The organism is Clostridium sp. MCC344 (assembly GCF_018785365.1).
Lineage (GTDB): Bacteria > Bacillota > Clostridia > Lachnospirales > Lachnospiraceae > Pilosibacter.
The window spans coordinates 220,703-228,795 of sequence record NZ_WQPQ01000020.1; the positions used below are offsets into that span (position 1 = coordinate 220,703).

General features: G+C 51.3%; 9 protein-coding genes. All 9 read left to right on the forward strand.

What is annotated here, in order from left to right; all coding sequences use genetic code 11:
- Positions 1-1,956 carry a hypothetical protein gene (locus GPK90_RS05835; RefSeq protein WP_215702487.1) on the forward strand — a complete coding sequence of 652 codons (1,956 nt, stop codon included), beginning with the start codon at positions 1-3 and terminating at the stop codon, positions 1,954-1,956.
- A 100-nt stretch (positions 1,957-2,056) separates the two neighbouring features.
- On the forward strand, positions 2,057-2,302 hold the full coding sequence (locus GPK90_RS05840; protein ID WP_182426812.1) for a F0F1 ATP synthase subunit C: 246 nt from the start codon (positions 2,057-2,059) through the stop codon (positions 2,300-2,302).
- Positions 2,303-2,323: 21 nt separating this feature from the next.
- Positions 2,324-3,091, forward strand: coding sequence for a hypothetical protein (locus GPK90_RS05845; RefSeq protein WP_118531975.1), 768 nt, complete (start codon positions 2,324-2,326; stop codon positions 3,089-3,091).
- Between the two features lie 12 nt (positions 3,092-3,103).
- Positions 3,104-4,450 carry a F0F1 ATP synthase subunit alpha gene (locus GPK90_RS05850; protein WP_215702488.1) on the forward strand — a complete coding sequence of 449 codons (1,347 nt, stop codon included), beginning with the start codon at positions 3,104-3,106 and terminating at the stop codon, positions 4,448-4,450.
- Entirely contained in the window at positions 4,437-5,219 is a 783-nt protein-coding gene (locus GPK90_RS05855; RefSeq protein WP_215702489.1) for a F0F1 ATP synthase subunit gamma, read from the forward strand. Before GPK90_RS05850 ends, GPK90_RS05855 begins: the two co-directional genes overlap by 14 nt.
- A 17-nt stretch (positions 5,220-5,236) precedes the next feature.
- A complete protein-coding gene (atpD, locus tag GPK90_RS05860) occupies positions 5,237-6,595 on the forward strand; it encodes a F0F1 ATP synthase subunit beta (RefSeq protein ID WP_118531981.1) in 1,359 nt (452 codons plus the stop codon).
- 28 nt (positions 6,596-6,623) lie between these two features.
- Entirely contained in the window at positions 6,624-6,863 is a 240-nt protein-coding gene (locus tag GPK90_RS05865) for a hypothetical protein (RefSeq protein ID WP_118531983.1), read from the forward strand.
- A 4-nt stretch (positions 6,864-6,867) separates the two neighbouring features.
- Positions 6,868-7,368, forward strand: coding sequence for a hypothetical protein (locus GPK90_RS05870; protein WP_118597876.1), 501 nt, complete (start codon positions 6,868-6,870; stop codon positions 7,366-7,368).
- Entirely contained in the window at positions 7,365-8,093 is a 729-nt protein-coding gene (locus GPK90_RS05875; RefSeq protein WP_118531987.1) for a hypothetical protein, read from the forward strand. The genes GPK90_RS05870 and GPK90_RS05875 overlap by 4 nt, the downstream gene beginning before the upstream one ends.

Genomic DNA, 8,093 nt, shown 5'->3' on the forward strand with positions numbered 1-8,093 from the left:
ATGAAACGAGCATTAACAGGAAAAGCAAAGCGGTCCTTCGTGATCTTTGCAGCGGCTGTGACAACAGCCGTTGCAGGGTTCAGCGTGGGGGTCGTGAGCGCAGCCAATACTCAGTCGGAGAAATATGCGGTGCCCGCAGGCGGGACCGTATATGACAACAGCTACGCAAAGATCGAGATTGGCTCAGAAGGAAAAATATACCGCAGCTGGAATAAAGGATACAATCTGGTCGATGATAATAAGAAAGAATATTCTCTCGGACGCCAGACAGTTGCGTATGATCCGGGGGCAAAATCCCTGACGGTCTACGGAGGCGGCTACCGGTTTTATCCGGATGGAACCGTAGAAAGACTTGACTCCCGCTATGAGATTACGGATCTCAGTGAACCGGCCTTTTACAAACTGACAGACCGGAAATATCTGATGACCGGAAGCGGGATCACCGACAACACCGGAAGCCTTCAGGCAGAAGGCTGGGCATTTATGGTGGGCGACCGCTCCGGAAATGTCCATGTGATGAACGACCTTCTTGATCTCAAGATCCTTGATGCACAATCCTTTAAGACCGGGGATATCACATTTACCGTGAAGGATGAAGCACTGGATCTCGGACTCGAGCGCACGGTCGATCTCGGTCAGGTCCTCGGCTCTTTAAAAGTCGTGGAAGATCCGTATAATCTCGGCCAGAAGCTCTACTCTTACACGATCCGCGGCGGAGACGGCGGAAACGGCGGTGTCGGCGGAAGCGGCGGTGTCGGCGGAAGCGGCGGCCTCGGCGGTAAAGGCGGAAACGGCGGTCTCGGTGGAAACGGAGGCACCGGAGGTACCGGAGGCACCGGAGGTATCGGTGGATCCGGAGGTATCGGTGGGTCCGGCGGAAACGGCGGTTCCGGTGGAAACGGTGGAAACGGCGGTGATGGCGGAGCAGGAGGAAACGGTGGATCCGGCGGACGAGGAGGCGATGGCGGAAGCATCGACAACAGCGGATCCGACCAGGCGATCTTAGGACGCCAGTCCATGCAGTTAAAACAGGTGACAAGTGATTCTTCCTATATTGATACTTCATTTGCAATTTCCGACCCGTTCGGATACTATGGTGTGATCGAGCTGCGTGTTTATGAGGCAAATCACTCTGCGAATGATGACAATTATATCGCGCACGCGTTTGTGAGCCCGGATGACAGTGATTACCGTTTTACAGAGAAACTTCTTCCCAAGACGAAATACCGAGTGGTACTTGGTTACTATCCGGAATATGATGAGAGCGATGAGGACGAAGGTTCCTTCAAGGTCATGGATACCATGAGGGTCTGGACGAAGACGGTCAACTGCGATTTCACCGTCCGTTCCATCACGAGCTCCGGTATCGAGTATGCTCTTAGCATCAACGACGATTATCCGGCGTACAGCGCAAGAGCCGTTCTCTATGGTGAGAGCGGAAACGAACTCAGCGAAAATGAGGTCGATGTCAGCGAAGCGGCAAACGGTGAAGTCACAGAATGGTTTGATGCAGCGGTTGGAGAAGATGTGAGAACCTACCGTCTGGAGCTTCAGATCTTTGCAGCGAACAGCAGTCAGGCGACTGTCTTAAAGACGATCACGGCAAAGAACCCGTATTACAACAGCGGAAGCGGTTCCGGAAGCTCCAGTACATCCGGCGGAAGCACATCCGGTGGAAGCACGTCCGGCGGAAGCACGTCCGGTGGAAGCACGTCCGGTGGAAGCACATCTGGCGGAAGCACATCCGGCGGTACATCCTCCCAGGATGCTTCTTCCCAGGATGCATCTTCCCAGAATGTTTCGGACGGGACAACGGTGAATGATGACGCGGACAGATCTTCTTCCGAAAATAATTCGGAGATCGTCTTAAAGAGCGCTGAACCGCTGTTTGAGACAATCCCGGCGGACAAGCCTCTGATCATCAGGACTGAAGATGAGACGAAGGTCGGGGAGTAATCGGAAACAGGTTATTATGAGAAAAACAGGATCGGGATCCTGTTGATAAAGAAAAAGCAGCGGGGAGAAAACATTTCCCCGCAAGATGGAGGAAAGAAAAATGGAGACAATCTTATCCACAACAATATCAGCGATCGGCTGGATGTTAGGACTTGCGTTCCTTGGCGCCGGGATCGGTCTTGGAATTCTCGGTTCCAAGGCGGCAGAGGCGATTGGAAGAAACCCGGAGACAAAATCTGACGTTATTCAGGGGATTATGACGGTGGCGGTCGTGCTGACCGTCCTGCTCCTGTTACTGTTCGCGTTTGTATTCCTGCTTCTCTATTTCAATCCACTGATCTACTAATCGAAAGGCAGGTGCAAGACCATGCGGTATGTCATGATATTCCTGGCGGTTCTGGTGGTTCTCCTGCTTATGATCGCATTTATGTTTTTGGTAATCAGGCAGGTATCGGACCGGGTAACCGGGCAGGTCAACGGGCGGTATATGCGCGAGCTCTCCGTCTTTGACCGGCTGTATGAGGAAAAAAAGAAAAAGCTTGAAGAACTGGAAGAAAAAGAGCGGCTCTATGGAGTCAACCTGATGAAAAAGGACGCGCCTGCAAAGAATCCGGCGAAGGTCCAGACTGTCGCAGAAACACCCGCAGCCGGTCTGGAGCTGCCGCCGGCATCGACAGGACAGACAGATTTCGGCGAAGCATACAGAAATGTCCGGAACGAATTTGCGGTGGACAGAAGCGCAGAGATCCGGGGGATCCTTTCTCTGGATCCGGGTCCGATGGCAGAGACCGGAAAAGCGGCCGGCAGGATCCTTACGGATCTTCCGCTCGAAACTGCATACAGTCTTTCAACTCTCGATCCGGAAGAGCAGGAGCAGATCTTAAGACAGTGTCTGGATGAGGAAGAGTTAAAGATTCTGGAGCAGTATCTTGATGAGAATGGTACGATGGATGCCTGCGGATTCCGCGAGTATGCCTCCGTATTCTCGGATCTTTACAGTGACAAGACGACTGTCTATACCGGAAATCCGGAGAGTGCCGGAAAAGACGGGCGGGTCGAGACGGTCTACGATGAAGGGATCTGCGAGGGAGTCCGCGTTGTCCGCGGAAACCGGATGTTCGATTACAGTATATAAGGAGAAGCAAAGATGGAAAGTTACAGCAAGAGTCTGGTTGATAAAAAAATTGAAGAGATCAAAGCCGGACGCAACAGTTATGAAATCGGTCTGGTGACAGCTGTAAAAGAATACATTCTGACGGTCCGTGGACTGGAAAATGCCGTTTTCATGGAGAGAGTCCTGATCGGAAACGGCGCGGAGGGATACGTCAACGCGATCCGCAGATCGGAAATCTGTGTCACCGTCGTAAAGAGCAATGGACCGGTATTTATCGGAGATCAGGTCCGCGGAACAGGGGAGACCTACAAAGCGGCATTCGCTTTAAGCTCCTTCTCAAGAGTCGTTGATATGTTCGGACGCGACCGAATGACTGATCAGGTCCTCGAGGACGCAGAGCCGATCGCGATCGAGAATGAGCCGATCTCCATCATGGACCGCGGAAAAGTCTGCCGTCCGCTCGAGACCGGGATCGCCGGGATCGATCTGATCTACCCGATCGGTAAAGGCCAGCGTCAGCTCATCATCGGAGATAAAAAGACAGGAAAGACCCAGATCACTTTAGATGCCATCGCAAACCAGAAGGGAAAGAATATGGTATGTATCTATGTGGCGATCGGCAAGACGAAAAAACAGGTAAAGCGCGTCTATCAGGAGCTCCTTGCAAAGGGCTGCATGAGCTACACGATCATTCTCGCGGCATTCAATGATGACACGCCGCCGGTGCTCTACCTGACCCCGTATGTAGCGGCTTCGATCGCAGAGAAGTTTATGATGGAGGGAAACGATGTCCTTCTCGTTCTTGATGACCTGAAACGCCATGCGGATGTCCACAGAGAGATCAGCCTGCTCTTAGGTCATGTACCGGGACGTGAGGCATATCCGCCGGATATCTTCTATACACATTCCAGACTTCTGGAGAGAGGATGTCAGCACTTAAACGGTGGCTCGATCACGATCCTTCCGATCGTGGAGACAAAGGGCGGGGATATCACAGGATATATCTCCACAAACATCATCTCCATCACGGACGGACAGATCGTTCTCTCAAAGAAAAACTTTGATAAAGGACAGAAACCGGCGATCAACTACGGACTCTCCGTATCCCGTCTTGGCGGAGCGGTACAGGAGGAGAAGGTAAAGAAACTCGGTACAAAAGTACGAAGAGAACTCTTAAGCTACCTCGAGACGAGGGAAGTTTATGAGCTCGCCAATATGGATGAGATGAGCCCGCTCATGAGAGCAAAATTAAAGAGAGGCGCAAAGATCCTTGAGGGTCTGATCCAGTACAAATACAGCCCGCAGTCACCAGAGACATGTATTTCCAAGTTTTCCGCGATTTTACAGGAAGGAGCGGCAGAGGGAAATGAGCATTCGTAATGTAGTCAAAGTCATGAACTTCCATTCCCTGATCCGTGTCGATAAGGCAAAACGTCAGGCAGACAAGTATCTGATGATGGAAGACCAGCTTTACGCGATGATGGAAGCGATCGTCAACAACCGGAACCTGATCCTCGATAAAAAGATCTTCCGGGTGAATGAAGATGCCCCGAAGATCAATATCTACATCGGAAGCGACTTCGGCTTCTGCAGCAACTACAATTCCCAGGTGAATGACCAGCTGCACAAGGATCCGGCGGGGGATGTGAAGATCCTGATCGGAAAGAAACTCCGCTCTGCGGGTCTTGAAAATGTCTGGGACCAGATCCCATATTCCCGTCTGGAGGAGGAATCAGGCCGGATCCAGAAATTTCTGGAAAAGCAGATCCGCACAAAGAAGTGTTCCGGGATCAACCTGATCTACAACCACTATGAGAATACGACGAACATCTACTTCCGGAAACTCCAGATCTTCCCGATCAGCCGGGATGAGTCAGGAAAGAAAACGCATACCGAGGATTTTGCGATCGAGGGAGACATCAACCGGATCATGATCCGCCTCATGGAGACGTATGTGTATTACGAACTGATGCTGGCAGTCGTGAACAGCCGTGCGGCAGAGAACATCCTGCGCCAGAATGCAACGACCGAATCCTTAAAGAAGATCGATGAGATCGAGGAGGAGAAAGTGATGGAAGAGCGCAGGGAAAAGAGAAACGTGGAATTCCAGAAGGTTGTTGATACCTTCATTAAAAATAAGATGTACTAAAGGGGCGAGGAAGAAACATGTTAGCAGGAAAAATCATTTCAGTTTCAGATCTGCTGGTAGAAGTTCTGCTCTCCGGCGTACAGGTCAAGAAGAGAGACATGATGTACGCGGTCAAGGGAGAGAAGACCTACCGCTTTGAAGTAGAAGATATTGAGGGAAACATAGCCAGCCTTGTTCCCTTTTCAAATGTAGCCGGACTTTCAAGAGGAACAGAAGTCTATAAAGCGGAAGAAGGACTTCAGATGGAATATTCTGATGCGATCCTCGGACGCGTGTTCAGCCCGTATGGTGATCCGATCGATAAGAAACCGATCGAAAGCCAGGGAAAACGCACGGTATATCCGGATCCGCTTCCGCTCGGAACGATCGATGTCAACGGATCGATGCTCTGGACCGGGATCAAGGCGCTTGATTTCTTTGCACCGATGCAGAAAGGTTTCAAGATGGGACTTTTAGGCGGCGCCGGAGTCGGTAAGACCGTTGTCATCAAGGAGCTGATCCACAATGTCTATCAGGGTCTCGGTTCCAACTCCGTATTTACCGGAGTCGGTGAGCGTTCCAGAGAGGGCCGCGAGCTGTACGACGAGATGGAAGAATCCGGACTTTTAGACAAGATCGCGATGGTCTTCGGACAGATGGGAGAGAACTCCGCATCGAGATCCCATGCGATCTACGGCGGACTGACACTCGCGGAGTACTTAAGAGATGAGAAAAATCAGGATGTCCTCCTCTTCATCGATAATATCTACCGTGCAGTTCAGGCATATTCCGAGATCAGCGCGATGGAGAACCGTATGCCGATCGAGAACGGCTATCCGGCGACCTTAGACTCTGATGTCAGCGAGATCGAGGAGAGGATCAACTCCACCGGAGACGGATCCATCACCTCCTTCCAGGCGATCTATATTCCGGCCGACGATATCACGGATGCAGCAGTTCAGACGATCATGGGACACCTCGACGGTCAGGTCGTTTTAAGCCGTAAGGTCGCAGAGAAAGGTCTCTATCCGGCAGTCGATGTGTTCCAGACTTCGAGTACCTTAATGGAAGTGGAGCGTGTCGGAAAACGTCACTATGATCTTCATGAAAAGGTCATCGCCTATCTCCAGCGTTATCAGGAACTTGAGGAGATCATCGCAGTCCTCGGTATTGAGGAGCTTTCCCAGCAGGATAAGGAGATCTTCTACCGCTCAAGAAAGTTAAGAAATTACTTTACACAGCCGATGTTCGTAGCTCAGGACTTTACCGGGATCCCGGGAGTCTATGTTGAGATCGCAGACGTCCTTGACGATGTGGAGGCGATCTTAAACGGTTCCTACGATGACCGGGATGAGGACGAGTTCTTCATGATCGGCAGCATGAAACAGAAACAGTAGAAAGGGAGGAATCAAGTTGGAGGGAATTATGACAGCCAGGATCCTCGGCTTTCACGAAGGCCTTAAGGTCCTCGAACATGTCGATCTGATCCGGATCGTGAGCAGCACCTACAACCTTCTGATCCTGAAAGACTATATGCCGGTCCTTGGCGAGATCAAAGGAAATGTTGAGATCGTGAGCGGGGACAGGACGGAGACTTACGAAAATGTAACCGGATATTTTATGCACAGCCATAACGAATTTGAACTTCTGATCACGGGAGAATGAGACTATGATAGATGAACTGATCGCGGGAATCGTCCTGTTTAAAAACTTCATACTGCTGACGCTTGCGGCGGGAATCATCGGTTCCCTGCTCGCTGTGATCGGAACAAGAAAGTTTTCGTGGAACGGAAGAGCGCGCGGCGTCTATGGATTTCTCATAAACCGGAGCGACCGGGAGGCGGTCTGTTTTGCAGTATCGCTTCTCGGGTTCCTGTTCGTCCTCTCGTCCGTGATCTTCCGGGTCGAGATGGAGCTGCCGCATCTGGTTTTCCTTTTCCTCCTTGCGGCGGCAAAAGCAGTCGCCGGAGGCGGCGGACGCGTATTCTTAAGGGATCTTCTGAACAGCATTCTGATCTTTGTCGCTCTGCTGGTCGGAAATGTCCTGAGCGGGTACCTGAGGGAGACGAGGTTTGACCTCTATGTTGCGGTGATCCTCGGATTCCTCGGAATTTTCCTGATCGTTTACAGCGCGTACTTTTTACTGAAAGATATGGAGGAGCAGTCATGAAAGGCAGAACAAAATTAGAGAGAAAAGGCAGAGGATTCCGGGACCGGCTCTTAAGCCTCGGGATCATGGCTGCAGTCCTTGTGATCGCTGCCCTGGTCCTGATCTTTAAGAGAGATATGGACTCCGTCGTCTTAAAGGACGGAGCATACAACTATTTCGGAGATGTAAAAGTCGAATATACAGGAAAATGCAGAGTCCAGTACACGGATAAAGAGGTGACGATCCGGGATGAAAACGGAACGCAGACCCTGAATTCCAAACCGTTGTACCAGCCGGACGGAATGGCACTTCTGCCGTTTGATTACGCGTGGTATGCGGGAAATGACAGCGTATACCGCCTGTCCCATTTCAGTACGATGGCGATCGAGAACAACTCGGTCGTTCTCAGAGACGGAAATCTGAAGGCGGAAAATGCCGGCGGATATCTCTTCGACGGCGTGGACACTTATATATTCCTTGAAAATACAGAACTTCGCTGGGACGGCGGCAGTGTGGAAGTCCCGGCGCTTTCGTATGCTGTGGCGAGATACGGGAATACACTCCAGTATTTCGACTATGCGGCAGGAACGAGCACGGTTGTCCAGACAGGGGAATCGGAACTCACAGCTTCCTTTGCGAACGGGGATGTCCTTGACATGGGAACAGACACGATGAAGAAAGCGAACGGAACTTGGTATCTTCTTGTTGCGAGACCGGGAACGTTAAACAGAATGGAGAACAAATAG